21 protein-coding genes and 2 pseudogenes are annotated in these 23740 nt (G+C 57.5%); 11 read left to right on the top strand and 12 right to left on the bottom strand.

Annotated features, from left to right (window positions below; genetic code table 11):
• Nucleotides 1-66: 66 nt before the first annotated feature.
• Nucleotides 67-1167 (bottom strand): sodium-potassium/proton antiporter ChaA, encoded by a 1101-nt coding sequence (gene chaA / locus HMPREF3096_RS20010; RefSeq protein WP_008804391.1) that lies wholly within the window; start codon nucleotides 1165-1167, stop codon nucleotides 67-69.
• A 263-nt stretch (nucleotides 1168-1430) separates the two neighbouring features.
• Here chaA and chaB point away from each other — a divergent pair, with 263 nt between their 5' ends.
• Nucleotides 1431-1661, top strand: coding sequence for a putative cation transport regulator ChaB (chaB, locus tag HMPREF3096_RS20005; protein ID WP_008804392.1), 231 nt, complete (start codon nucleotides 1431-1433; stop codon nucleotides 1659-1661).
• A 136-nt stretch (nucleotides 1662-1797) separates the two neighbouring features.
• Entirely contained in the window at nucleotides 1798-2478 is a 681-nt protein-coding gene (locus HMPREF3096_RS20000; protein WP_004203203.1) for a gamma-glutamylcyclotransferase, read from the top strand.
• Between the two features lie 217 nt (nucleotides 2479-2695).
• Here HMPREF3096_RS20000 and HMPREF3096_RS19995 read toward each other — a convergent pair whose 3' ends face one another.
• Both HMPREF3096_RS19995 and HMPREF3096_RS19990 read right to left on the bottom strand, forming a co-directional pair.
• Entirely contained in the window at nucleotides 2696-2938 is a 243-nt protein-coding gene (locus tag HMPREF3096_RS19995) for a DUF1883 domain-containing protein (RefSeq protein ID WP_002910387.1), read from the bottom strand.
• A gap of 238 nt (nucleotides 2939-3176) precedes the next feature.
• Nucleotides 3177-3530 carry a DsrE/DsrF/TusD sulfur relay family protein gene (locus tag HMPREF3096_RS19990; protein WP_012541343.1) on the bottom strand — a complete coding sequence of 118 codons (354 nt, stop codon included), beginning with the start codon at nucleotides 3528-3530 and terminating at the stop codon, nucleotides 3177-3179.
• A 68-nt stretch (nucleotides 3531-3598) separates the two neighbouring features.
• Between HMPREF3096_RS19990 and nasR the strand changes: the two genes are divergently transcribed.
• Together nasR and HMPREF3096_RS19980 are read left to right on the top strand one after the other, a co-directional pair.
• The gene (gene nasR, locus HMPREF3096_RS19985; protein WP_070544558.1) at nucleotides 3599-4780 is read left to right on the top strand and encodes a nitrate regulatory protein NasR; all 1182 of its coding nucleotides are present in this window, start codon (nucleotides 3599-3601) and stop codon (nucleotides 4778-4780) included.
• Nucleotides 4781-5022: 242 nt separating this feature from the next.
• Nucleotides 5023-5451, top strand: a pseudogene (locus HMPREF3096_RS19980) (ABC transporter substrate-binding protein); the annotation flags it as partial.
• 340 nt (nucleotides 5452-5791) lie between these two features.
• On the opposite strand, the gene HMPREF3096_RS19975 reads toward HMPREF3096_RS19980, so the two are convergent.
• The 8 genes from HMPREF3096_RS19975 to HMPREF3096_RS19935 form a co-directional block, all read right to left on the bottom strand.
• The gene (locus tag HMPREF3096_RS19975; RefSeq protein WP_070544557.1) at nucleotides 5792-7675 is read right to left on the bottom strand and encodes a phage tail tape measure protein; all 1884 of its coding nucleotides are present in this window, start codon (nucleotides 7673-7675) and stop codon (nucleotides 5792-5794) included.
• A 48-nt stretch (nucleotides 7676-7723) separates the two neighbouring features.
• Nucleotides 7724-8623 carry a Mu-like prophage major head subunit gpT family protein gene (locus HMPREF3096_RS19970; protein ID WP_077270176.1) on the bottom strand — a complete coding sequence of 300 codons (900 nt, stop codon included), beginning with the start codon at nucleotides 8621-8623 and terminating at the stop codon, nucleotides 7724-7726.
• Entirely contained in the window at nucleotides 8616-9434 is an 819-nt protein-coding gene (locus HMPREF3096_RS19965) for a phage protease (protein ID WP_070544556.1), read from the bottom strand. Before HMPREF3096_RS19965 ends, HMPREF3096_RS19970 begins: the two co-directional genes overlap by 8 nt.
• A 110-nt stretch (nucleotides 9435-9544) precedes the next feature.
• Nucleotides 9545-9958, bottom strand: a complete 414-nt coding sequence (locus HMPREF3096_RS19960; RefSeq protein ID WP_023301643.1) for a hypothetical protein — start codon at nucleotides 9956-9958, stop codon at nucleotides 9545-9547.
• Nucleotides 9958-10686: a Mor transcription activator family protein gene (locus HMPREF3096_RS19955; protein WP_070544555.1), complete on the bottom strand. Its 729-nt coding sequence runs from the start codon at nucleotides 10684-10686 to the stop codon at nucleotides 9958-9960. The genes HMPREF3096_RS19960 and HMPREF3096_RS19955 overlap by 1 nt, the downstream gene beginning before the upstream one ends.
• A 313-nt stretch (nucleotides 10687-10999) precedes the next feature.
• On the bottom strand, nucleotides 11000-11335 hold the full coding sequence (locus tag HMPREF3096_RS19945; protein WP_070544554.1) for a hypothetical protein: 336 nt from the start codon (nucleotides 11333-11335) through the stop codon (nucleotides 11000-11002).
• Nucleotides 11319-11636: a hypothetical protein gene (locus tag HMPREF3096_RS19940; RefSeq protein ID WP_023301641.1), complete on the bottom strand. Its 318-nt coding sequence runs from the start codon at nucleotides 11634-11636 to the stop codon at nucleotides 11319-11321. The genes HMPREF3096_RS19945 and HMPREF3096_RS19940 overlap by 17 nt, the downstream gene beginning before the upstream one ends.
• On the bottom strand, nucleotides 11633-11806 hold the full coding sequence (locus HMPREF3096_RS19935; protein ID WP_070544553.1) for a host cell division inhibitor Icd-like protein: 174 nt from the start codon (nucleotides 11804-11806) through the stop codon (nucleotides 11633-11635). Before HMPREF3096_RS19935 ends, HMPREF3096_RS19940 begins: the two co-directional genes overlap by 4 nt.
• Nucleotides 11807-11939: 133 nt before the next feature.
• On the opposite strand from HMPREF3096_RS19935, the gene HMPREF3096_RS31535 reads away from it, so the two are divergent.
• The 7 genes and pseudogenes from HMPREF3096_RS31535 to HMPREF3096_RS19905 all read left to right on the top strand — a co-directional run bounded on the left by HMPREF3096_RS31535 (nucleotide 11940) and on the right by HMPREF3096_RS19905 (nucleotide 23086).
• Complete coding sequence (locus HMPREF3096_RS31535; RefSeq protein ID WP_077270177.1) at nucleotides 11940-12131, top strand: toxin-antitoxin system HicB family antitoxin; 192 nt, start codon at nucleotides 11940-11942, stop codon at nucleotides 12129-12131.
• A gap of 219 nt (nucleotides 12132-12350) precedes the next feature.
• A pseudogene (locus tag HMPREF3096_RS19930) lies at nucleotides 12351-13184 on the top strand (CmpA/NrtA family ABC transporter substrate-binding protein); the annotation flags it as partial.
• A gap of 1 nt (nucleotide 13185) precedes the next feature.
• Nucleotides 13186-14070, top strand: coding sequence for a nitrate ABC transporter permease (gene ntrB, locus HMPREF3096_RS19925; protein ID WP_008804396.1), 885 nt, complete (start codon nucleotides 13186-13188; stop codon nucleotides 14068-14070).
• A 9-nt stretch (nucleotides 14071-14079) separates the two neighbouring features.
• A complete protein-coding gene (locus HMPREF3096_RS19920) occupies nucleotides 14080-14868 on the top strand; it encodes an ABC transporter ATP-binding protein (RefSeq protein WP_004145418.1) in 789 nt (262 codons plus the stop codon).
• A gap of 10 nt (nucleotides 14869-14878) precedes the next feature.
• Nucleotides 14879-18946 carry a nitrite reductase large subunit NirB gene (nirB, locus tag HMPREF3096_RS19915; RefSeq protein ID WP_077270175.1) on the top strand — a complete coding sequence of 1356 codons (4068 nt, stop codon included), beginning with the start codon at nucleotides 14879-14881 and terminating at the stop codon, nucleotides 18944-18946.
• Nucleotides 18946-21552: a nitrate reductase gene (locus tag HMPREF3096_RS19910; protein WP_070544552.1), complete on the top strand. Its 2607-nt coding sequence runs from the start codon at nucleotides 18946-18948 to the stop codon at nucleotides 21550-21552. The genes nirB and HMPREF3096_RS19910 overlap by 1 nt, the downstream gene beginning before the upstream one ends.
• 151 nt (nucleotides 21553-21703) lie before the next feature.
• On the top strand, nucleotides 21704-23086 hold the full coding sequence (locus HMPREF3096_RS19905) for a YchO/YchP family invasin (RefSeq protein WP_064165870.1): 1383 nt from the start codon (nucleotides 21704-21706) through the stop codon (nucleotides 23084-23086).
• On the opposite strand, the gene narL is transcribed toward HMPREF3096_RS19905, so the two are convergent.
• Nucleotides 23083-23733 (bottom strand): two-component system response regulator NarL, encoded by a 651-nt coding sequence (gene narL / locus HMPREF3096_RS19900; RefSeq protein ID WP_002910198.1) that lies wholly within the window; start codon nucleotides 23731-23733, stop codon nucleotides 23083-23085. The two genes, HMPREF3096_RS19905 and narL, sit on opposite strands and share 4 nt — an antisense overlap.
• Nucleotides 23734-23740 lie beyond the last annotated feature (7 nt).

The following is a 23740-nucleotide window of genomic DNA, read 5'->3' as shown; positions in this document are numbered from 1 at the left end:
AGCCTGCCGGTGTTAACACCGGCAGGCTTTTTTTTCGCCCGGACTCCGCCGGGCGGGTAAGCGGGGTCAGGCGAAAATGGTCATCAGATAGGCGGCGAACAGCGCCAGGTGGGCCGCGCCGTTCAGCACATTGGTGCGCCCGGTGGAGAAGGAGATATGGCACAGCACCAGCGAGGCGACCATCACCACCATCTCCGGGGCGCCAAGGCCAAAGCGCAGCTCATTGCCGGTCAGGAAGGCGATGAGGGTGACCACCGGGACCGTCAGCGAGATGGTGGCCAGTACGGAGCCGAAAAACAGGTTCATCGCCCGCTGTACCTGATTGTTGAGCACCGCTTTGAGGGCGCCAAGGCCTTCCGGCGACAGGATCAGCAGGGCCACCAGGAAGCCGGTAAAGGCCACCGGGGCGTTCATGCTGGTCAACAGCGTTTCCAGCGGATTGGCGTTCATTTTGGTGACCGCGATCACTGCCACCAGGTGCACCAGCAGCCAGGCGGTATGCCACCCGCTGCTGTGGGCAGACGGTTTACCGTGGTGCGGGTCGTCATCGTCGCTGTCGTCTTCATGCTCATAAACAAACAGACTCTGATGGGTTTTGGTTTGAATCAGCAGGAAAACGCCGTACATGGCCGCCGAGATCACCGCCACCAGCAGCGATTGCCCGGTGCTGAAGTTTGCGCCCGGCAGCGCCATCGGAAACACCAGCACGATAATCGCCAGCGGAAACAGGGCGATAAGATACTGCTTAATGCCGAACAGATTCATATATTGGGTGGCAAATTTACGCCCGCCCAGCAGCAGAGAGAAACCGACCAGACCGCCAGTGACGATCATAATAATGGAGTAGAGCGTATCACGCATCAGGGTCGGCGCGGCGTCACCGGTGGCCATTAACGCCGAGATCAGACTGACCTCAAGGATAACCACCGACAGGCTGAGGATCAGGGAGCCATAGGGCTCGCCCAGGCGGTGGGCGAGGACGTCGGCGTGGCGGACCACGCTGAAGGCGCTGCTTAAAATACCGACCAGCGCAAGGATATTAATTGCGATAACCACTGGCAGTGACTGGCTGCTGCCCCAGAAAAACAGCACCGCCAGCGCCAGCACCGGAAAGACGAGGGAAGACTCCTTATGGCGGGTTTTTACCGCCTCATGTGCATGGGTCATGAACCATCTCCATTTATGCAGGTGTTATAATTATAAAAACGTAGGGCGGTAAAGTAACAGATTTTGATAAATTACCGCTGGTTTTTTACTTAAATTTACGGGTATCGAGTGATATCTTGATTAGTTTATTATAATTTATGTTTACCACTATTTAGTTCTTACTATTCAGATAATTACTAAAATAATTTTTCTACTCATTTTGACCTTGATAACCAGCCGCTTGCGTACCAGACTTAAATTTAATGCTCAAACAGGAGGTCAGTATGCCCTATCGCAATAAACAAGAACTCCCCGACAGCGTTCAGCATGTTCTGCCTGCTCATGCGCAGGAAATTTATAAAGAAGCGTTTAACAGCGCCTGGGATCAATATAAAGATAAAGATGAGCGGCGCGATGACGCCAGCCGCGAAGAGACGGCGCACAAAGTCGCCTGGGCGGCGGTGAAGAACAGTTACGAGAAAGGCGATGATGATAAGTGGCATAAGAAAAAATAATTGCTGACGCCGCTTTTATGCTTGCCAGCGCCCCGCTGATTGCTTATTGAAGGATAAAGCTGGATAATATTTCAGCAATATTGACGGATGCATGAGACGAACGCCGGGAAGCGGGCAGTGGCGGAGGTAGTAAACAGTGTTAACTCGTGATTTCTTAATGAATGCGGATTGTAAGACAGCGTTTGGCGCTATTGAGGAATCGCTACTCTGGTCGGCAGAACAACGTGCAGCCTCGCTGGCGGCGACGCTGGCCTGCCGCCCGGATGATGGCTCAGTGTGGATCTTTGGCTACGGTTCGCTTATCTGGAACCCGGCGCTCAATTATCGCGAGTCCTGCACCGGGACGCTGCCGGGCTGGCATCGTGCGTTTTGCCTGCGGTTGACCGCCGGGCGCGGTAGCGCCTGCCAGCCGGGACGCATGCTGGCTCTCAAAGAGGGCGGCCGAACCACCGGCGTCGCCTATCGTTTGCCTGACGACACGCTGGAAGAAGAGCTGACCCTGCTGTGGAAGCGGGAGATGATCACCGGCTGCTATCTGCCCACCTGGTGCAAGCTGGAGCTGGACGACGGACGGACGGTGAATGCCCTGGTGTTTATTATGGATCCGCGCCATCCACTGTTTGAACCGGATACCAGCGCCCAGGTTATCGCCCCGCTGATCGCCCGGGCCAGCGGGCCGCTCGGCACCAACGCCCAGTATCTGTTTTCGCTCGAGCAGGCGCTAAGCAAGCTGGGGATGCACGACGCCAGTCTTGATGACCTGGTGGCCAGCGTACGCGCGCTGTTGGGCGAGAGTCCGACGCCGGGCCTGGCCTGAGCGCGCGGAAAATAAAACGCCCGGCATGGCCGGGCGTCCGATTGCTGACCAGTAAGGAAAAAGCGTGGTTTTTCCTTACTGGTGGTTATCAGCCGAAAATCAATAAATTGATTTTCCCTGTTATTTTTCTGGTGCAATCTGCAAGTACAATGATTGCATGAGGTTTGTCATGAATCTCACGCCCGGCACGGCCGGGCGTGTGTTCTGATAGTAACTGTCAGGCCGGAACGTAGCTGATGGAGTGCTCCAGTGACTGGCTGTGACTGTCGATAAGCACGTTCCAGGTGCCGCTGTAGGGCACCGTCAGATAGGCGCTATCCCGATCCTGCACGCTCAGAATATCCGCATGGCTATCGCCCGGGACCTTCGCGCTCATTAGATGAATATGGCAGCGCTCTGAACACCGCACCACCAGTGTGTCACCACCAAATAACGTCAAACTTGCTTTAACCATCGCCATTTTTGTACCCCGTTTCTGTCCCGCTACAGCATCCTGCCCACCCAGTCCTCGCGTGATATTGTTCACACTTTGCTCTGTGCATCACACCAAACGGCGCGGGCCGGGATGCTGATTTTGATCAAAAAAAGGGATAAAGATTAAACAAAAATGACGTTGTTCCTGAAAGCATTCAGCTAACGTTTTTTTTGTCTCTTCAAGCGCCAATACGTGACATTTCATCCCGTTCGACGGCCTACCTTCAGAAGGTCAGCACTTTATCTGCCGCCAGCGTCCACTGGGCCAGCTCAACCAGAGTACCGACCTCCACGCCGTCAATCAGCGGTAGCGCGCTGACGCCGCGGCCGTCCGCGCAGGTTTTGCACAACTTCACCGGCACCTGCTGGGCGGTGAGGATCTCCAGCATCTGCTGCACATTGTATCCTTCCGCCGGCTTCTGCCCGCGCAGCCCGGCGGTGACGGCGTCGGACATCAGAAACAGCTTGAGATCGAGGTCGGACTGTTGCTCGCGCAGGGCAATGGCCAGGCGCAGGCTGTTGAACAGGGATTCGCTGCCATAGGCGGCGCCGTTGGCGATAATCACAATACGTTGCATACAAACTCCTTCTTAAAGGCACGGTTATTGCTTTACCGCAGTATAAAGCGTTAACCCGGAGGAGGGGTATGAATAATACGACTGGTCACGTGCACGATGAGACGGCCTGGCTGCAGCTGGCGCGTCGCCTGCAAAAACAACAGCTTCAGCAGCTTAGCCAACTGGGGGAACTGGCCAGCCAGCTCAGCGCGCTGGTGCATATGCTGCAGTGCGAGCGCGGGGCGTCGAATATTTTTCTTTGCTCGGGCGGCCAACTGTATGCGGCGGAGTGTCGGGCGGGCGGGGCGCTGGTTGATGAGCGGTTAGCGCTGTTCTATGCCAGTCTCGAACGGGCACGTACGGTCGCCGGCAGCGCGCTGTGCTGGCGCATTGCCAGGGCGGTTGGCGATCTGCTGCAGCTTCCGGCGCTGCGTGAGCAGATCGCCCGCCGGCAGATTGCCGCGGAAGCCGCGACGGAGCAGTTCAGCCGTGTCATCCGCCATCTGCTGAACATCGTCCCGCAGCTCAATGACAGCATTGACGATCCGCCGGTGGCCGGCCGCATGGTCGCGCTGTACAGCTTTATGCAGGGTAAAGAGCTGGTGGGTCAGGAGCGCGCGCTGGGCGCTCTGGGCTTTACCCGCGGCGAGTTCAGCGACAGCCTGCGCCAGCAGCTGGTGGACCGTATTGACGGTCAGCAGCCCTGCTTCGATAGCTTTCAGGTGCTGGGCAGCCCGGCGACCGTCCAGCTGTTTATCACCCAATGCCAGGCCGGCCTGGACATTGAGCAACTGCGGCGGATCGCCTGTACCCGCCAGCCGGCCGCCGACGGCGGGGAAACGGCGCTGCGCTGGTTTGGCCTGCAAACCCAGCGGCTTGAACACCTGCGCGAAGTGGAAGAGCAATTGATCGACGATCTGCTGAACGCCACCGACGCGCTGTTAGTGGACGACGCGCCTGGCTGGCTGGCCGGCGAGGAAGTCGATACCCTGACGCCGCATCTGGATAAACAGCTGCTGCCGCTGGTGCGCCAGCAGGCCTATGAGCTGCAGCAGCTCTCCAGCCAGCTGGCCTCGCTGAAAGACGCGCTCGAAGAACGCAAGCTGATCGAAAAAGCGAAAAGCCTGCTGATGACGCACCAGGGAATGCAGGAGGAGCAGGCCTGGCAGACGCTGCGCAAGATGGCCATGGACAAAAATCAGCGCATGGTTGAGATAGCCCGCGCGCTGCTGATGGTGAAGGCGATTTGGCCGCTAACACCAAAGGAGTAGATGCACAATCGATGGGCATTCTCTGCCTGTCGGCGGTGCACTTTTACGTGAAAAACCGGCCAACGTTGGGAAAAAGCCTGCCAGCGCGCGATTGCCAAAGCTGGCATCCCGTTTGCATTACTTATTGAGTGAATAAAAGTCCGGACAACGAACCAATGGCGGTTCGGGTGTCCGTGGATAAAGGCGTCCTGCGGTGCGTATGCACTGTCGGACGCTTTTTTTTTGCGCGTGGTGGAGCGGATATGAGCGACAAGTTTTCAATTTCCCGGCGGCGCTTGCTGCAGGCAGGGGCCGCGCTGGGCGGCGCGATGCTGCTGCCGGGGGTGATGCAGGCCGCATGGGCCGGCGGATCGGACAAACCGGAGCAAACCCGCGTGCGGGTCGGATTTATTCCGCTGACCGATTGCGCGCCGCTGGCTATCGCCGCGGCGAAGGGGTTTGACAAAAAGTATGGCATCACCCTGGTGGCGAGTAAGGAAGCCAGCTGGGCGGCGGTGCGCGACAAGCTGGTGGCCGGCGAGCTGGACGCGGCACATATTCTCTACGGCCTGCTGTACGGTCTTGAACTGGGGATCGCCAGCAAGCCGCAGGCGATGGCTAATCTGATGACCCTCAACCGCAATGGTCAGGCCATCACCCTCTCCGGTGAATTGCAGGAGAAAGGGGTAACTGTGAAGAACTAATTTATTTGATACCAGCCAAATATCCGGGATTATCCGGGAATAAATCAAAACAACTGGGTATTTTCAGGAGCTTGCGGGTGGGAATTGAAAAAAACGACGCGACCATCTATTTGATACCATATCTGTGGATAACTTGAAAATTTGCAAAATAATTGATACATCCGATATATTGACTTCAAATTATTTTAAAGATCGAAAACAATAACTTAGCTAAAACAACAACCGGAAAATAAAGTTTTTAAACCCTTTTATAAAGTCACATCTGTTTCTTTTTGTTATTTATTCAGTGGGAAAAGAACCGGGATCGGCTCATTTCCCATATATAAAATCAGCTCTGCTCTACATTACAAACACCAGACCACGCACTCATGGTGATTGTTGGCACATTAACTTTTACGTTCCTGACCTGTACACGTTTATCATGAACCTCGACTTCAATATGCCCCTGTATTTGCTGTGACGGGAACGGGTAACCCGGCTGATTCTGGGGCTGCATAGATGCCCACGGACGTGGATCAGCAATTTGCGGATCATTGCCTATAGAGTCAAACCAGTTTGTCAGAGATTGCCATTTATCGGCCATGCGTTGCCGGTTGCGGCTGCTTTCTCGGGCAAAGTCCCTCTCTCCCGGAGAGGCATCATTGCTGCCAGCAACTTGTTTGTTCAGTTCCTCAACATGGTCATATAAGCCATATTGGGTACGTAGTTCATCATAAAGCGCCATACCTCCAGCTATCGGGGCTGCAACCTTACCAATTCCTCTTAGCGCTTTGCCCAACCAGCCGGAACCAGCGCCACCGACTGGCCCTCCTGGACTCCCCGGAATATTACCAGTATTACCCATACCTCCCGCGCCCATGTTCACGACATAGACAGGCATGACGCCAGCGCCGAACGTGTCTGAAACGCCTTTTGGAATACCTTTTGACTTACCACCACCAAACAAATCCCACGCGCCTTTGCCCAACTGAAAAGCTTTACGGGCTGCGATGAAGCCAGCTCCAGCGATAGCAATTTGTTTGCCGACATCAAGCCAGTTCTGAACGGAGTTCTGATCCACGGAGTTAATATAATCAGCCAGTTCCCTTACCGGACCTGAAAGCTGAGAGTTCGAGAATTTTTCCCATGAAATAGACAATCGCTGTAATGAGGAAGCGAAATCATCCGATGCATATTTCGCATCAACAAAAATACTTTTGCCATCAGCAATGACATTGCGATAACGTTCCATACGTCTTATTTCTTCGGGGGTGGACATTGATTGTAAAAATCTGACTGAATAATCATCAAAGCCCGCACCTTCAAGTAATGAAGTTTGCGACTTTCCACTTTTAAGACTGTAGTGTGCTGATTTTCTGGCAATCTCTGTCGCCAGTTCAACAATATCACGGAACCCACCATCTTTATTGCGGGTGCTAATACCCACATCTTTTAACGCTTTTTCTGTTTTACCACTTTGCAGATTGGTCAGCAGGCTTTGAATATGTGTGGTGCTTATTGCGGGATTGCCTGTGAGGTCGTTTGCAGCTTCAGACAGAATGCCTACATTCATAATCCCTTTCTGACCCGTCTGCCCCATCGCAGCCGCCGCAGAAAAGATAGAAGGCAGGTATTTTGCCATGTGGCCCAGCTCGAAGGAACCTTCCTTACCCAGACGGTTAAGGCCGTCAACGGCAAGTTTTAAATCTTCGGGGTTGGCTTTGTCAAATCCTGTGAATTTAGGGAACTGGGAAACAAGCGCCCCCAACTCCTCGCCGCTTACACCAGTCGACGCAAGTGTCGCAGCAAGCGTATCCTTGTTTTTTTCCGCAAACTCAACGCTTCCCATCATGCCATTAATAATGCCATAGGTTTCCAAAAGTGATTTAGGATCAATGCCGACTTTGAAGGTCTCGTCCTGAATGCCTTCGTACATTGATCTCATCTCTGCGCGGGTTTTCTCTGCGACAATGCCCAGTTGTGTCAACTGGCGCTCTGTAGTGGTGAAATTCCTGAGCATGGCACTGCCACCGAAACCAGCAATTGCTGCTGTATAACGATTCCCGAGAGCATCAATACCTCGTCCCGCAGCTGAGGCCGTTGCTTTGACCACAGACATAGCCCGCTCACTACGCCGCGCGAACTCGGACATGTTGGCACCATACTGGCGGGCTTTGGCGGTCAGGTTGCCAGTAAGGTTAATCAGAATTTCTGTATTCAGCCTGTTACTCATGCGGATTCCTTAATGATTAAAGGCTGGTTAAACCAGCCTTTAAAAGGGTTAAAGGTATGGACTGACGATGATTTCAACGCGTTTGTAGTTCGGGTTGTCTTCACCGTTATCCAACTGGCGGCGTAAGAGAATTTTCTCTGCTGCCGACCGCAGGGAGACCGGAACAACAATAATCGACGGTACAATGCCGAGTGGATCACCGCTGCTGCCCTTGATGGATAACATGCCGTCATAGACCTGGCTGAAAGATTCTTCCGTCAGATCGTCATAAGATGCGGCGGCACACTGCCACATCCCGTACCCCACATTCAGACGTCCATCCACGCCAAACAGGTAGCGGTTTTTAAGGAAGACTTCGGCATCTTCCGGGCGCGTAACTGCCGTCATGACGATAGGGCGACGATTCTGATAGATAAAAGGCTTCAGCCCCTGAGTGGCATCAAACAAATACCATTTTGGTTTCGGGTTCGATTCCGGCGCGGTGCCGTAGATGTTGGATAATGTGCCGTCATTAACCGGATGGTCAGTATCAAAGAAGTTCTGACCATCAATACCCAGTGACGTGTGGCCTTTAACCATCGCTTCGAACATAAGCTTGTCAGGAAACTGTGCTGCTTTCCGTCCGTATTGTTCGAAAATCATGGAATATTTGCCATAGTCATTATCTTCAAAATCTTCACGCTTGATTGAAATGCTGCTTTCAAACGTTTTATTCTTTAGGATATAGTCCTGAGTGGACAATTCTTTTAACTGGCGGTCGGCGAGCCATTCTTTAATTTCCGGGAATTCTTCCAGAAAGCCGTAAGCATTAGACCCGGAGGAAGACGGAACCTCATTAGCAAGCTGAACGTGGCTCGGCTGGTAAGCTTTTGTACCCTGTTCAAACTTAACGTTAAAGGCAACCTGAGCATCAGCAACGATGCCATCAATATTTACAGAATCAACCATTCTCTTTCCCCAGAGCAGTTAAATAATCATCTTCACTCACGCCAGTATTACGACACACCGCAACCTGACTCTCATTTAATCGACTATGACCCGTACCTGAATAATTACGATGACTTTTAGCCGTGTTCACCATTTTCCCGTAAGTATTTAACTGAATTTTGGCAAACTCCCGGAATTGCTCTTCGCCAACCTGAGAGCACATCGCAATAAGCTGCTCTCGCTGGGCCGGGCAGAAAATTGCCTGAGCAATAACGTCATCAACGATTTTATTAGCTGTCGATTCTTTTTCCCGGTTAAGTGCTTTCAGTACATCCTGAGGAGAACTGATACTTTCCACCCCTAACGCCTGAGCCACTTCTCCCCATTCATCCTGCGAGTTAAGTGCCAGCAGGGTTAAATTGGGCTTATTGGTCAGCGCCACACTTCTGAGGCGGGTGATTTCGCCACTCGTTGTGTGGTTGAATGCCGGAGAAATAAAACGGTATTCTTTATCGACAATTGAATTATTCGCTTTTTTAGTCCAGTCAACTTTCCCCCAGACCGAACCATCATCACGAACCTCTACAGATTCTATCCAGCCAGCGGCGGGAGCCTCGTCACCTTTTGGTGCTTTAACTTCTGTTGAATGCTCGTAGTCAATAACAAGAGACATGCCTTGTTTGTTGAAAGCCTCAGCAACTTTTTTAGGATCGCTCAGCCGCCAGCTACGACCATCACGGCCAACAATATCCGGCCCGGCCGGAAGTAACTCGATCCATTCCGGGGCCGCTTTTTCTGCGTTTAACTCAGAACATAAAGCCATTACGTTCATACTTATCACCACACCGTGTTCAAACCACGTTCAAATCGCTCCGGAAACGTTTAAGTGGTTTCAGGTGCTACACGTGTGTAGCCTGAACCAGAAAAACGCCCAGAGGCCCGTTAATGCGTTTTTTGTTTCAGTCGTTCCCCGATGCCTGCAACCTCATCCTGAAACCCGTGAACCAGCAGGCTGATTTCTTCCACCTGTTTAAGTGTCAACTCGTATTCGTCAGCGGCTTTTTCTGCGCCAAAAGCATCAGCGTAAGCGGCAACTTTGGTGCAGAAAATGAGATGTGCACAATCTTCCTCCGCTTCCGGCATCAGGTTCTCTCCAAGCTGAGCCTCCATCACCCGCACCATGACCCGACCGACAAAGGGGATGCCGTTAATTTCATGCTCAGGATCAAGCCCAATCTCTTTACAGGCGGCAATAACACCCTGTTCCACAATCTTTAAAGGCTCAGGGAGATTCTTGCGCATCGTTTCAATACCAAGACTGATACCAGCGCTGAATAATTCTTTAGATAATTTCATTATTTCCCCTCGTATTCTTTTATTGCCTGTCTGACGGATTTAATAACAAGCGTGATTGCTTTAAATGAAACGCCGTACTTTATTGCAAGTTGCTGCGTACCCATTGTGTAGCTGTCAGTATAAATATCTATTTTATTAACCAACCGCTTAAGCAATTCACCTTTCGGCAGGTAAAATTGCATGCCACCAATATCATTCATAATGGTTATGGCCATTATGAGCGCCTTGGTCATTCCGTTTATATCATCTTCAGGATTTACACCAATCTTCTTTAGTGCATTTTCCAGTGCGCCAATAAGATAAGAAATACCTTCACCCGGATTCTGGAGGTCTTTTTCTCTGACAGCCGTGAATGCGCGATTCCGAATACTCTTCAGATTCCCCGTGTAATTGAAGTCGGGACTGAAATTTATCATTTCCTGATAAAATGAATCTTTATCATAAACGGCCATAAAATCTTCGAAATACTTCGTGCCTGCAACATCACAGAAAAAATCTATTTCAACAGTATCACCAAATTTTTCACGAGCTTTTTCAAACTGTTCTTTAACCAGCCTGATATAGATACTTGTATCACAAAGGTTATACCTGTATCCCATCTTACGGATAAACGAAAGCGTTTCCTGTCCGGTGCGGGTAAAGCAGGAGGATGTAATAAATTTATTTATTGCTGTTATGTCTTTGTGTGGGGCCTGGGCCAGCAATGTATTAAAGTTTGTATTCACCATATTCCGCCTTTAGCTTTCTTATGTACCTGCACATGGCTGATTTTGAAGTCCCGTAACCCAGCAACCCCGCGAACCTTACGTTATCTTTGACGTTTCTGAATCGGTTGGCCTTTATATGATCATCCAGCGCGTTCTTGTCATGGATGGTTAGAAACATTAACTTTTTCAGGATGCCCTCCCTTTCTTTAACATCCGGGGCAGAGTTCATAAGTGGGATAAAGTGATTCTAACCGGGAAAAAGTGACATAGTAAAAGGAAGAGGGTAAATGTGAATTTAGAAAGGGAGCGTGCGCTCCCTTTTAATGGTTGGTTATCAGGTTTTATCTTTCTCCAGTAGTTCGAGTAGCCTGTCGAGCTTTGCTTCTACTCGTTGCATCCACTGGATATCATTTTCACTAATTCTCTTTAATGTATCCCTGTGAGTTCGCACGTGGTAACTTCCGGCAGCACCTTCTGTTACTCCATCGCGCTTTCTCAATAGTGCGGAATATCGCGATAAAGCAGTGCGTGAGGAAATCACATCATAGAAGCGAAGCCATTCAAGCGCCTCAGAGTAACCCCCATAACCATTGCGGCGTAACATATCGTCAAATTGTTGACGCTTATCCTCGGCTAACCGAAGAATAAAATTCCTACCCCTGACGTCCATTACGATTCCTCAACTCTCTGTCCCACCAACAAATAGAATTATTAACAAATGCGATGTACTCCTGAAGTCTGTTAATTTCCCCAAGCGCTGACAACCTTTTAATAAAATTAGGATCCTCGGGCGTTAAACCTGCAATGTGATCTAACATTTCATCAGCACAAAAAGATAATGCCTCTCTCATGGCGTCAGCCTCTTCATGAAATGAAAATGCACCTTCTTCTCCGACGCTGGCGATGATTTTCTTCATGTGGTCATCATCCAGGCTGAACTGAAGCATTTCAACAAGGTTGCAAGTTTTCATTTTGCACCCCCGGCAGGCAGGCGGCAGGAGAAAATGAGATCATAGTCCGGCGCATAACGTTCACGGGCGCTTTTTTCATCGGCTGCAATGGTGCGGAGCATGACCGGGCGAGATTTCGGCAGGTGGCGGTTGATTGCCGCGAACACATAGGTAAACTTACTGGTAGCCATGACGTTATCCTCTTAACGTTATCGGTCAGACGCCCCGGCAGTGTTCCCGCACCTCTGGGGCGTTGTTTTTTTTTGGTAACTCATGTTAGTGTATGGACCTAACAAGATTCATATTATTCTAACGGGTCCATACATGTCAACAATCAGGCGGGACAAAAGCCCAAAAGGTGCAGGTAAGTCACCTATTTTTAGTGTCCGATTGACACCAGAGTTTAAGGAGCAGCTTGATAACGCTGCCGCGAGGGCCGGGGTTAGCCTTGGGAACTGGTTGAAAGAGCTGGCACGCGAAGAATTACGTAGGCAGGGAGAGGAGCCAAAAGGCTAACGGATTGCATCCGAGTTACTTTCTTTTCTTGCAACCACAAAAGAACCAAAATGAATCAATATTCATAATTAATGAATATTGATTCAAATTAGACATAAAATCATCCACCTTCAAAAAAAACCTCGTAACAACCTGATTAATATCATCTTTCCTTTATTTTGTTTCTTTTCTTGGTATCAAATAAATTTCAAAACGGTATCAAAATTTTTCGTGCGCTATATAACCAACCTCGGCGGGCTGAAACGGCTGATCGACCGCAGCGCGCCGGGCAGCTACACCTTCGCCCATACCTTTCCCACCGGCACCCATGCCATGTGGCTCTACTACTGGCTGGCGAGCGCCGGCATCGATCCCTTTAACGATGTGCGCACCGTCGTGGTGCCGCCGCCGCAGATGGTGATGAACATGCGCATCGGCAATATGAGCGGCTTTTGCGTCGGCGAGCCGTGGAACGCGCGCGCCATTAACGACCGCATTGGCTTCACCGCGGCCACTTCCCAGGATATCTGGCCCGAGCATCCGGAAAAGGTGCTGGGCACCCGTCGCGACTGGGTGGAACGTAACCCGAACACCGCCCGCGCGCTGGTGGCGGCCCTGATGGAGGCGCAGCGCTGGATCGCCGCCTCGCCGGAGAACACTCAGGAGACGGCCCGCCTGCTCGCCAGACGTGGCTGGCTCAATACCAAGGAACAGTACCTCACCGGCCGGATGCTTGGGGAGTATGACAACGGCCTCGGCCGCCGCTGGCAGGATGCCCATCCGATGCGCTTCTGGGCCGGGGGCGAGGTGAGTTTCCCCTGGCTGTCGGACGGAATGTGGTTCCTCACCCAGTTCCGCCGCTGGGGGTTGCTGAAGCAGGCTCCGGATTACCTCGCGGTGGCGTCGCGCATTAACCGCATCGACGTCTGGCAGGCTGCCGCCCAGGCGGTCGGCGGGATCAGCACCCCGGCAGCCACGATGCGTAACAGCACACTGATGGACGGTACGGTCTGGAACGGGTCTGACCCGGAAGGCTACGCCCGCCATTTTGCCATTCAACGTAAGGGGGCATGAGATGAAGCAGGCACAACGTAAGCAACCGGTCGTCAGCGTGGAGAACGCGCCTGGCGAAGTGATTATCCTGCCGCCGGTGCAGGTCCGGCGCACCACGCCAACCGTCACGCGCTGGCTGCGTGAGCTCATTCAGCGCCTGCTGCCCCCGCTGTTGGGGTTGGGGGTGCTGCTGCTGGCCTGGCAGCTGGCGGCGATGCACAGCAAAGGTTTTCCCACGCCGCTGAGCACGCTGGACTCGGCGCTGACGCTGTTTGCCGATCCGTTCTATCAGGACGGGCCCAATGACATGGGCATCGGCTGGAACGTGCTGGCCTCCCTGCAGCGCGTGGCGGTGGGCTTCGGCCTGGCGGCGCTGGCGGGCATTCCGCTGGGGTTTTTGATCGGCCGTTCGCTGTTCTTCGCCCGCATGTTTAATCCGCTGATTGCCCTGCTGCGCCCGGTCAGCCCGCTGGCCTGGCTGCCGATTGGCCTGCTGCTGTTCCAGAAGGCGGAGCCGGCCTCCAGCTGGACCATTTTTATCTGCTCCATCTGGCCGATGGTGATCAACACCGCGGAAGGCGTGCGGCGGATCCCGCAGGACTATCTCAATGTCGCCCGCGTCCTCCAGCTCTCGGAGTGGACGGTGATGCGCAAAATTCTCTTTCCGGCAGTGCTGCCGGCGGTGCTCACCGGCGTGCGTCTCTCCATCGGCATCGCCTGGCTGGTGATCGTGGCGGCGGAAATGCTCACCGGCGGGCTGGGGATCGGCTTCTGGATCTGGAACGAGTGGAACAACCTCAATGTGGAAAACATCATCATCGCCATCGTCATTATCGGCGTCGTCGGCCTGCTGCTGGAGCAGGGTCTGATGCTGCTCGCCCGCCGCTTTAGCTGGCAGGACAAATAAGGAGCCAACATGAAACCATTAATTCAGGTGCAGGCCGTCAGCCAGCGCTTTAACACCGCCAGCGGCGAGTTCCTGGCGCTGCAGAATGTTTCCTTCGATATCGTCGAAGGGGAGACCATCAGTCTGATCGGCCACTCGGGCTGCGGAAAATCGACCCTGCTGAATCTGATCGCCGGGATCACGACGCCCACCGAGGGCGGACTGCTGTGCGATAACCGGGAAATCGCCGGGCCCGGGCCGGAGCGGGCGGTGGTTTTCCAGAACCACTCGCTACTGCCGTGGCTGAGCTGTTTCGATAATGTGGCGCTGGCGGTGGATCAGGTGTTCCGTCGCACCATGAGCAAGAGTGAGCGCCGGGAGTGGATCGAACACAACCTGGCGCGCGTGCAGATGGGGCATGCGCTGCACAAACGTCCCGGGGAGATCTCCGGCGGCATGAAGCAGCGGGTAGGTATCGCCCGGGCGCTGGCGATGAAGCCGAAGGTGCTGTTGCTTGATGAGCCCTTCGGCGCCCTGGATGCGCTGACCCGCGCTCACCTTCAGGACACGGTGATGCATATCCAGCAGGAGCTTAATACTACCATCGTCATGATCACCCACGACGTTGATGAAGCGGTGCTGCTCTCGGATCGGGTGCTGATGATGACCAACGGTCCGGCGGCGACGGTCGGTGAGATCCTCGCGGTCGATCTGCCGCGTCCGCGTCACCGCGTTCAGCTGGCGGACGACAGCCGGTATCACCATCTGCGCCAGCAGATCCTGCATTTTTTGTATGAAAAACAGCCGAAAGCGGCGTGAGGAGGCGGTCATGACGCGGCGACTGGTGGTGATCGGTAACGGCATGGCGGCCACCCGACTGGTGCAGCGACTGGTTGAGCGCGACCCCGCGCAGTTTGCCATTACTGTCGTCGGCGACGAGCCGCACCCGGCCTATAACCGCATTCAGCTCTCGCCGCTGCTGGCTGGCGAAAAAACGGCGGCGCAGCTCCCGTTGCTGCCGGCGGAGTGGTACACCCGGCACGGGGTGTGCCTGCGGTCCGGCGAGGCGGTCGATGAAGTCGATGTTGAGCAACGGCGGCTGCGCATCGCGGAAACCTGGCTACCGTGGGACGAGCTGGTGTTCGCCACCGGTTCGCGGCCCTTTATCCCGCCGCTGCCGGGCAGTGATCGTCCGCAGGTTATCCCCTTCCGCACCCTGGCGGACGTGGAACGTATTCTGGCGATACCCGGGCCGGCGGTGGTGATTGGCGGTGGGGTTCTGGGTGTGGAAGCGGCGGCGGCGCTGCGTCGCCACGGCGGGGAGGTCACTCTTCTGCATCGTGGCAGCGGATTAATGGCGCCGCTGACCGACGCTTTTGCCGCCGATGAGCTCAGGCAGCAGCTTGAAGCGCGCGGCATCCGCTGTGTGCTGGAATGCCGGATCGCCGCCATCGAAGAGGATGGCGTGCGGCTGGCGGACGGGCGCGCTTTCCGTGCCGCCAGAGTGGTGCTGGCCGCCGGCGTGCAGCCTAACAGCCGTCTGGCGGCGCAGAGCGGCGTGCTGTGTCAGCGGGGGATCGTGGTTGACCGCCAGATGGCCGCCTCGCTGCCGGGGATCAGCGCCGTCGGGGAATGTTGCGAAATTGACGGCCAGACCTGGGGGCTGGTGGCTCCCTGCCTGCGCCAGGCCGAGGTACTGGCGGATCGCCTGTGCGGCGCCCCCGGTGAGGGCTTTGTCTGGCAGGACGCCGGGACCCGCCTGAAGGTTACCGGCATTGAACTCTTTAGCGTCGGGGAGCAGCAGGCCGGCGAACAGGATGACATCTATACCAGCTGGGACCCCATCGATCGCCACTACCGTCGCCTGCTGCTGCGCGACGGCCGCCTGCGCGGCGTGCTGCTGATGGGCGACTGCACCGCCGCCGCCGCGCTCACCGCGCGCCTGGAAAGCGACGAGCCCGCCACCGCAGACTGGCTTTTTGACCCCTCTTCAACGCAGCCGCAGGCTGCAGGAATAATGACGATGACGAAACCTGTATTAGTGCTGGTGGGACATGGCATGGTCGGCCACCATTTTCTCGAACAATGCGTGAGCCGCAACCTGCATCAGCAATATCGAATCGTGGTGTTTGGCGAAGAGCGTTACGCCGCCTACGACCGGGTCCATCTCTCCGAATATTTCGCCGGGCGCAGCGCTCAATCGCTGTCGCTGGTGGCCGATGATTTCTTTCACCAGCACGGCATCGAACTCCGCCTCGGCGAGGCGGTGGCGACGATCGACCGCGACGCGCGGCTGGTGCGAGACGCCGAGGGACATGAAACCCACTGGGATAAACTGGTGCTGGCGACCGGCTCCTATCCCTTTGTTCCGCCGATCCCTGGCAACGATCTCGACGGGTGCTTTGTCTACCGCACTCTTGACGATCTCGACCGTATCGCCGCCCATGCCGCCGCGGCGAAGACCGGAGTGGTTATCGGCGGCGGCCTGCTCGGGCTGGAGGCGGCTAACGCCCTGAAACAGCTGGGGCTGGACACGCACGTAGTGGAGTTTGCCCCGAACCTGATGGCCGTCCAGCTGGATAACGGCGGGGCGGCGATGCTGCGGGAGAAGATCGTCGCCCTCGGCGTGGGGGTGCATACCAGCAAAGCGACCACCGCCATCGTGCGCGAGGCCGACGGCCTGCGGCTGAACTTTGCCGACGGCGGCGCGCTGCGGACCGACATGGTGGTCTTCTCGGCGGGGATCCGTCCGCAGGACGCGCTGGCCCGCGGTTGCATGCTGCAGGTGGGCGAACGCGGGGGCATTCACATCGACGGCCAGTGCCGCACCTCTGACCCGGACGTGCTGGCGATAGGCGAATGCGCCCTGTGGGACAATAAAATTTACGGTCTGGTGGCGCCGGGCTATCAGATGGCGCGTATCGCCGCGGCCACCCTCGCGGGAGAAGACGCCTGCTTTAGCGGCGCCGACATGAGTACCAAACTGAAGCTGCTGGGGGTGGACGTCGCCTCATTTGGCGATGCGCAGGGGCGCACGCCGGGCTGCCAGAGCTATCAATGGACCGATGGTCCGCAGCAGGTGTACAAAAAAATCGTCGTCAGTCAGGACGGCAAAACCCTGCTTGGCGGCGTGCTGGTGGGGGAGGCCAGCGACTATGCCACGCTGCTGCAGATGATGCTGAACGGCATGGCGCTGCCGCCGCGTCCGGAGAGCCTGATCCTGCCCGCGCTGGAGGGCGCCGCGCCGAAGGCGCTCGGCGTCGCGGCGCTGCCCGACAGCGCGCCGATCTGCTCCTGCCATAATGTCAGCAAAGGCGATATCTGCCAGGCGGTGAACAATGGGGCGGGGGATATGGCGGCGATAAAAAGCTGCACCAGAGCGGCCACCGGCTGCGGCGGCTGCAGCGCGCTGGTGAAACAGGTGATGGAGTACCAGCTGGCGGAGCAGGGCGTCGAAGTGAAAAAAGACGTCTGCGAGCATTTCCCGTGGTCGCGCCAGGAGATTTACCACCTGGTACGGGTCAATCATATCTATACCTTCGAGCAGCTGATTAGCCGCTACGGCCAGGGACACGGCTGTGATGTCTGCAAACCGCTGGTGGCCTCGGTGCTGGCTTCCTGCTGGAACGAGTACCTGCTGAAGCCGGCGCACCTGCCGCTGCAGGATACCAACGACCGCTATTTCGCCAATATTCAGAAGGACGGGAGCTATTCGGTGGTGCCGCGGATGGCGGCGGGGGAAGTGACGCCGGACGGGCTGATCGCTATCGGGCAGATCGCCAAACGTTACCAGCTTTACAGCAAAGTGACCGGCGGCCAGCGTATCGATCTGTTTGGCGCGCGGCTGGAACAGCTGCCGGCTATCTGGCGCGAGCTGGCCGACGCCGGGTTTGAAACCGGCCACGCCTACGGCAAGTCGCTGCGCACGGTGAAATCCTGCGTCGGCTCAACCTGGTGTCGCTACGGCGTGCAGGACTCCACCGGGCTCGCCGTGCGGCTCGAGCATCGCTATAAAGGGCTGCGCGCCCCGCACAAAATCAAGATGGCGGTCTCCGGCTGCACCCGCGAATGTGCCGAAGCCCAGGGGAAAGATATCGGGGTGATTGCCACCGATAAAGGCTGGAATCTGTACGTCTGCGGCAACGGCGGGATGAAACCGCGTCACGCCGACCTGTTTGCCAGCGATCTCGACGAAGCGACGCTGATCCGCAGCATCGATCGTCTGCTGATGTTCTATATCCGTACCGCCGATCGCCTGCAGCGGACCAGCACCTGGATGGATAACCTGGAGGGCGGCGTCGCCTATCTGCGGCAGGTGGTGCTGGAGGATAGTCTCGGCATTGGCGAGGAGCTGGAGCAGGAGATGGCCCGGATCGTCGACAGCTACCAGTGCGAGTGGCAGACCACCCTCAACGATCCGCAGCGTCTGGCGCTGTTCCGCTCCTTCGTGAACAGCGACCAGCCGGACGAGGCGGTGCAGCGCCACGAGCTGCGTGGTCAGCCGCAGCTGTTGCTGACTGAGACGTTGCCCGAGGGCGAACTCCCATCCCGGCCGTGGCAGGCGGTATGCGACCTTGACGCCATCCCGGCGCAGGCGGGGATCGGCGCCCGCTTAGGGGAGCGGCAGATTGCCCTGTTCCGCTTTGGCGATCGGGTCTACGCCCTGGACAACCGCGAGCCGGGCAGCGCGGCCAACGTGCTGTCACGCGGGCTGTTAGGGGACGTCGGCGGCGAGCCGGTGGTGATCTCCCCGCTGTACAAACAGCGGATCCGCCTGCGCGACGGCTGGCCGTGCGACGGCAGTGAACAGGCGGTACGCGCCTGGCCGGTGAAAGTGGAAAACGGCAAAGTGTGGGTGGGCAGCCAGCAGCAGCTGGCCCGAGCGGAGGCCTCCTGATGCAGACCATCCGAACGACCTGCCCCTACTGCGGCGTAGGCTGCGGGGTGCTGGCGAGCGTGGACGACGCGGGGCAGGTGAGCGTGCGCGGCGACGATCAGCACCCGGCCAACCTCGGCCGCCTGTGCGTCAAAGGGGCGGCACTCGGGGAGACCGCGGGCCTGGCGGGGCGGCTGCTGGCACCGGAGGTCGACGGCCAGCAGGTAGCCTGGCCTCAGGCGCTGGCGGAGACCGCTGCGCGCCTGCAACAGGTTATCGACCAGCACGGCCCGCAGGCGGTGGCCTTCTACGCCTCTGGCCAGCTGTTAACCGAGGATTACTATGCCGCCAACAAGCTGATGAAGGGATTTATCGGCGCGGCGAACATCGACACCAATTCGCGGCTGTGCATGTCGTCGGCGGTGACCGGCTACAAACGGGCCTTTGGCGCCGATGTGGTGCCCTGTAGCTATGAGGATGTGGAAAACAGCGATCTGGTGGTGCTGGTCGGCTCGAACGCCGCCTGGGCGCACCCGGTGCTGTTCCAGCGGCTGGCGCAGGCGAAGCGGGATAATCCCCGACTGCGGATCGTGGTGATCGACCCCCGGCGCACCGCCACCTGCGAGATCGCCGACCGCCATCTGGCGCTGGCCCCGGGGAGCGACGGTGGGCTGTTCGTGGGGCTGCTTAACGCCGTGGCGCAGGCCGGAGCCTGCATCGACGGCTTTCGCGATGGCTCACAGGCGCTGGCCGAGGCGAGAGGCTGGGACGTGGCGAAGGTAGCGGATTTTTGCGGCCTGACTGTCGATGAGGTGGCGGCCTTCTATCGCGAGTTTATCGCCGCCCCGCGGGCGATCACCCTCTACACCATGGGAATCAATCAATCCGCCAGCGGCAGCGACAAATGTAACGCCATCATCAACGTCCATCTGGCCAGCGGGAAGTATGGCCGCCCCGGCTGCGGCCCCTTTTCGCTGACCGGTCAACCCAACGCCATGGGCGGCCGCGAAGTCGGCGGGCTGGCGACGATGCTGGCCGCGCACATGGATTTTGTGCCAGACGATCTGCAGCGGCTGGCCCGCTTCTGGGGGACGGAACGGCTGGCGCAGACCCCAGGGCTGACCGCCGTGGAGCTGTTTGCCGCCATTGGCCGCGGCGAGGTGAAAGCGGTGTGGATCATGGGCACCAACCCGGTGGTGTCGCTCCCTGACAGCCACGCGGTGAGCCAGGCGCTGGCCGCCTGTCCGCTGGTGATCGTCTCGGATGTCGCCGCCCAGACCGATACCGGACATTTCGCCCACATCCGCTTTCCGGCGCTGGCCTGGGGCGAGAAGAATGGCACGGTCACCAACTCGGAGCGGCGGATCTCCCGTCAGCGCAGCTTTCTGCCGCCGCCGGGGGAGGCGAAAGCGGACTGGTGGATCATCGCCAGAGTGGGGCAGGCGCTGGGGTATCGCGAGGCGTTTGCCTGGCAGCATCCGCATGACGTCTTCCGCGAGCATGCGGCGCTGTCCGGTTTCGAAAACGACGGTCAGCGGGCGTTTGATATCGGCGCGCTGGCGGATCTCAGCCGTGAGGCGTGGGAGGCTATGGCGCCGGTGCGCTGGCCGGTCAGTCGCAGCGAGGCCGCCTGGGATATCGCGCGCGGCTGGCATGGCGATGGCAGGCTGCGGATGGTGCCGGTGACGCCTCAACCGACCCGGGCGACCACCGATGTCTTTTATCCGCTGATCCTCAACAGCGGGCGGATCCGCGATCAGTGGCACACCATGACCCGTACCGGCACGGTGCCGCGGCTGATGCAGCACATCGCGGAGCCGGTGGTGGAGGTGGCGCCGCAGGATGCCGTTCGCTACCAGCTTCCCGCCGACGGGCTGGCGCGGATCTGGTCGCGGCATGGGGTGATGGTGGCGAAAGTGACGATCAGCGAAGGGCAGCGCCCCGGCTCGCTGTTTGTTCCGATGCACTGGAACAATCAGTTTGCCCGTCAGGGGCGGGTGAATAACCTGCTGGCCGCCGTCACGGACCCGTATTCCGGCCAGCCGGAAAGTAAACAGGCGGCGGTGGCCATCGCCGCCTGGCAACCGGCCTGGCACAGCGAGCTGCTTTGTCGCGAACCGCTGCCGTTTCCAGCGGCCTGGCACTGGCGGCGGCGGGCAGCGCCTGGCGTGCTGCACTATTCGCTGGCCGGGGAGGCGTCTGCCCGACAGTGGATCAGCGCGTGGTGCGCGCAGCGCGGCTGGCAGCTACAGGTGGCTGACGGCGGCGCGGTATGGAACCTGCTGGCCTGGCATCAGGGGAGGCTGATGCTCGGCTGGTGGAGCGATGCGCGCGAGCCGGCGGTGGATAGCGCATGGATAAGCGCCGCCTTTGCCGCGCCGCCGTCCGATGCCGTCCAGCGACATGCGTTGCTTAGCGGCCGACCGGGCGCCGCCGCCGCCCCGCGGGGGCGGATCGTCTGTAGCTGCTTTGGCGTGGGGGAACGGTCAATTAGCGAGGCTATCGCCAGCGGCTGCGCCAGCGTCGGGGCGTTGGGAGCGAAGCTGAAATGCGGGACCAACTGCGGCTCCTGCGTGCCGGAGCTTAACGCGCTGCTGGCGGCGCAACGAACCCGAACCCAGGCGTAACGGTGGCGCGCAGCGACGGCGCCGGTTGGGTGATATGTTGCCCAACCGGTTTCAGCATATTCCTGGAATTGCCCACAGGGCTGCGGGAGCAGGGAAAAAACGATAAACTAACACTTCTTCCCATTTTTGTGAGCCTGCTCAAAATCTGTTGATGCCTGTGTCCTTCCGTTTGTTGCCAACGTTCACCTGTCTCCTGCTGCTGCCGGGCGTTCCCGTCTGGGCGCTGACCGCCAGCGAGACGACCCGCCCCGCGCCAGCGCAAGATCCGCTGCCCGATATGGGGATTGCTCCCCAGGTCGATGACGACGCCCGGCACTTTGCTGAGGTGGCGAAGAAGTTTGGCGAGGCCAGCATGAGCGATAACGGCCTGACGGCGGGCGAGCAGGCGCAGCTGTTCGCCATCAGTAAAATCGGCAATGAAGTGAGCCATCAGCTGGAGAGCTGGCTCTCGCCGTGGGGCAACGCCAATGTCGACCTGCTGGTCGATAAAGAGGGCAAATTCACCGGCAGTAAAGGGAGCTGGTTCGTGCCGTTGCAGGATAACGACCGTTACCTGACGTGGAACCAATATTCGGTGACCCGGCGCGAGAACGATCTGGTGGGCAACATCGGGCTTGGTCAGCGCTGGCGGGTCGGCGGCTGGCTGCTGGGCTATAACTCGTTTTACGACAAAGTGTTGAGCGAAAGCCTGGCGCGCGGCAGCGTCGGCGCGGAGGCGTGGGGAGAATATCTTCGCCTGTCGGCAAACTATTACCATCCGCTGGGCGACTGGCAACTGCGCGATAATCAGACTCAGGAGCAGCGGATGGCCGCAGGGTATGACGTCACCGCCCAGGCGCGGCTACCGTTCTACCAGCACATTAATACCAGCGTCAGCGTCGAACAGTACTTCGGCGATAGCGTCGATCTTTTTCACACCGGTACCGGCTACCATAACCCGGTAGCCGTCTCCGTTGGGCTCAATTACACCCCGGTCCCGCTGGTCACCGTTACCGCTAAGCATAAGCAGGGGGAAAATGGCGTCAGCCAGAACAATGTGGGCCTGAAGCTAAACTATCGCTTTGGCGTCCCCCTTAAGCAGCAGCTGGCCGCAGACGAGGTAGCGATCAGCAATTCGCTGCGCGGGAGCCGCTTCGATAGTCCGGAGCGGGATAATCTGCCGGTGGTGGAGTATCGTCAGCGCAAAAATCTGACGGTCTATCTGGCCACGCCGCCCTGGGATCTGCAGTCCGGGGAGACGGTGCAGTTGAAGCTGCAGATCCATAGTCTGCATGGCATCAAGGCGCTGCACTGGCAGGGTGACACCCAGGCCCTCAGCCTGACGCCGCCGGTGGATGCCAGCAGCGCGGATGGCTGGAGCGTGATCATGCCGGTGTGGAACAGTGAACCGGGCGCCGCGAACCGCTGGCGCCTGTCGGTGGTGGTGGAGGATAAACAGGGGCAGCGCGTCTCCTCCAATGAGATCGCTCTGGCGCTGACCGAGCCGCTGGTCAAGTTCACCACGCCTGGCGTCTCCTGGACGGACTCGCCTTAGAAAATTCGCTCCTGGTGGACCCATACCGCGGCTTCCACCCGGGATTTGAGCTTCATTTTCTTCAGCATGTGCTTCACGTGTACTTTGACGGTGCTTTCGGTGATATCCAGGCGACGGGCGATCATTTTGTTCGGTAGTCCCTGGGCGATCAGCTTGAGGATGTCGCGCTCGCGCGGGGTCAACTGGCTGATGTCGCGATCGGAGGTGGCGCGGTTAGCGCGCAGGCTGGCGGCCAGCACCGGGGTTAACGCTTCGCTTAATACCATCTCTCCGGCGGCGGCCTGCTGCAGCGCTTTCAGCAGATCTTCCGGCTCCATATCTTTCAGCAGATAGCCATCGGCGCCGCGCTTCAGGGCGGTGACAACGTCCTCTTCATGGTTGGAGACGCTAAAGACCACCACCCGGCCAGAAAGCGATTTCTCACGCAGTTTGTCCAGCGTTTCCAGGCCATTCATGCCCGGCATATTGAGGTCGAGCAGGATCAGGTCCGGATCCAGCGATTCCGCCAGCTCGATACCTTGCGCGCCATTGCTGGCCTCGCCAATCACCTGGATGTCCGGCGCCATGCTGATCAACTGTTTCACGCCGGTGCGCAGCATCGGATGGTCGTCAATGAGAAGGATGGTTGCCCGTTCCTGTTGACTCATGGGGGTC

The sequence above is a fragment of the Klebsiella sp. HMSC25G12 genome (assembly GCF_001807705.1).
In the GTDB taxonomy this organism is placed as follows: Bacteria; Pseudomonadota; Gammaproteobacteria; order Enterobacterales; family Enterobacteriaceae; genus Klebsiella; species Klebsiella variicola.
The sequence above is the reverse complement of the archived record's forward strand: the minus strand, read 5'-3'. Positions and strand labels throughout refer to the sequence as shown.

Excerpts from the sequence above, each read along its gene's own strand:
- chaA (WP_008804391.1), bottom strand. The coding sequence starts at position 1,167 with ATGACCCATGCACATGAGGCGGTAAAAACCCGCCATAAGGAGTCTTCC.
- chaB (WP_008804392.1), top strand. The coding sequence starts at position 1,431 with ATGCCCTATCGCAATAAACAAGAACTCCCCGACAGCGTTCAGCATGTT.
- HMPREF3096_RS19995 (WP_002910387.1), bottom strand. The coding sequence starts at position 2,938 with ATGGCGATGGTTAAAGCAAGTTTGACGTTATTTGGTGGTGACACACTG.
- HMPREF3096_RS19990 (WP_012541343.1), bottom strand. The coding sequence starts at position 3,530 with ATGCAACGTATTGTGATTATCGCCAACGGCGCCGCCTATGGCAGCGAA.
- nasR (WP_070544558.1), top strand. The coding sequence starts at position 3,599 with ATGAATAATACGACTGGTCACGTGCACGATGAGACGGCCTGGCTGCAG.
- HMPREF3096_RS19975 (WP_070544557.1), bottom strand. The coding sequence starts at position 7,675 with ATGAGTAACAGGCTGAATACAGAAATTCTGATTAACCTTACTGGCAAC.
- HMPREF3096_RS19970 (WP_077270176.1), bottom strand. The coding sequence starts at position 8,623 with ATGGTTGATTCTGTAAATATTGATGGCATCGTTGCTGATGCTCAGGTT.
- HMPREF3096_RS19965 (WP_070544556.1), bottom strand. The coding sequence starts at position 9,434 with ATGAACGTAATGGCTTTATGTTCTGAGTTAAACGCAGAAAAAGCGGCC.
- HMPREF3096_RS19960 (WP_023301643.1), bottom strand. The coding sequence starts at position 9,958 with ATGAAATTATCTAAAGAATTATTCAGCGCTGGTATCAGTCTTGGTATT.
- HMPREF3096_RS19955 (WP_070544555.1), bottom strand. The coding sequence starts at position 10,686 with ATGGTGAATACAAACTTTAATACATTGCTGGCCCAGGCCCCACACAAA.
- HMPREF3096_RS19945 (WP_070544554.1), bottom strand. The coding sequence starts at position 11,335 with ATGGACGTCAGGGGTAGGAATTTTATTCTTCGGTTAGCCGAGGATAAG.
- HMPREF3096_RS19940 (WP_023301641.1), bottom strand. The coding sequence starts at position 11,636 with ATGAAAACTTGCAACCTTGTTGAAATGCTTCAGTTCAGCCTGGATGAT.
- HMPREF3096_RS19935 (WP_070544553.1), bottom strand. The coding sequence starts at position 11,806 with ATGGCTACCAGTAAGTTTACCTATGTGTTCGCGGCAATCAACCGCCAC.
- HMPREF3096_RS31535 (WP_077270177.1), top strand. The coding sequence starts at position 11,940 with ATGTCAACAATCAGGCGGGACAAAAGCCCAAAAGGTGCAGGTAAGTCA.
- ntrB (WP_008804396.1), top strand. The coding sequence starts at position 13,186 with ATGAAGCAGGCACAACGTAAGCAACCGGTCGTCAGCGTGGAGAACGCG.
- HMPREF3096_RS19920 (WP_004145418.1), top strand. The coding sequence starts at position 14,080 with ATGAAACCATTAATTCAGGTGCAGGCCGTCAGCCAGCGCTTTAACACC.
- nirB (WP_077270175.1), top strand. The coding sequence starts at position 14,879 with ATGACGCGGCGACTGGTGGTGATCGGTAACGGCATGGCGGCCACCCGA.
- HMPREF3096_RS19910 (WP_070544552.1), top strand. The coding sequence starts at position 18,946 with ATGCAGACCATCCGAACGACCTGCCCCTACTGCGGCGTAGGCTGCGGG.
- HMPREF3096_RS19905 (WP_064165870.1), top strand. The coding sequence starts at position 21,704 with ATGCCTGTGTCCTTCCGTTTGTTGCCAACGTTCACCTGTCTCCTGCTG.
- narL (WP_002910198.1), bottom strand. The coding sequence starts at position 23,733 with ATGAGTCAACAGGAACGGGCAACCATCCTTCTCATTGACGACCATCCG.